Below are 381 nucleotides of genomic sequence, written 5' to 3'. Positions count from 1 at the left end.
GACCTGATGGTGCTCGACGTGCTGGGTATGCTCAAGGAACAGGACGAATCCCTGGCTTACCGTCGCTCCTGCCGCGAGGGGGTTTGTGGCTCGGATGGCATGAATATCAACGGCGTTAATGGGCTGGCCTGTATCACGCCGCTGTCTCAGGCGGTAAAGAACAACAAGTTGGTGGTTCGGCCACTGCCTGGACTTCCGGTGATTCGTGATCTGGTCATCGATATGACCCAGTTCTACGATCAGTACAAGAAAATCGAGCCCTATTTGCAAAATGATACCCCCGCTCCGGCAATCGAGCGGTTACAATCTCCCGAAGATCGTGCCAAGCTGGACGGTCTGTACGAGTGTATCCTGTGCGCCTGCTGCTCAACCAGCTGCCCG

The 381-nt window shown here is 55.9% G+C and carries 1 protein-coding gene; it reads left to right on the top strand.

Features of this window, described 5'->3' with window-relative positions:
• On the top strand, positions 1-381 hold a 381-nt coding region (locus B3520_RS02585), incomplete at both ends, for a 2Fe-2S iron-sulfur cluster-binding protein (RefSeq protein WP_286875350.1).

The organism is Marinimicrobium sp. UBA4509 (assembly GCF_002388575.1).
In the GTDB taxonomy this organism is placed as follows: Bacteria; Pseudomonadota; Gammaproteobacteria; order Pseudomonadales; family Cellvibrionaceae; genus Marinimicrobium; species Marinimicrobium koreense.
This window is presented reverse-complemented; position numbering and strand designations above follow the sequence as displayed.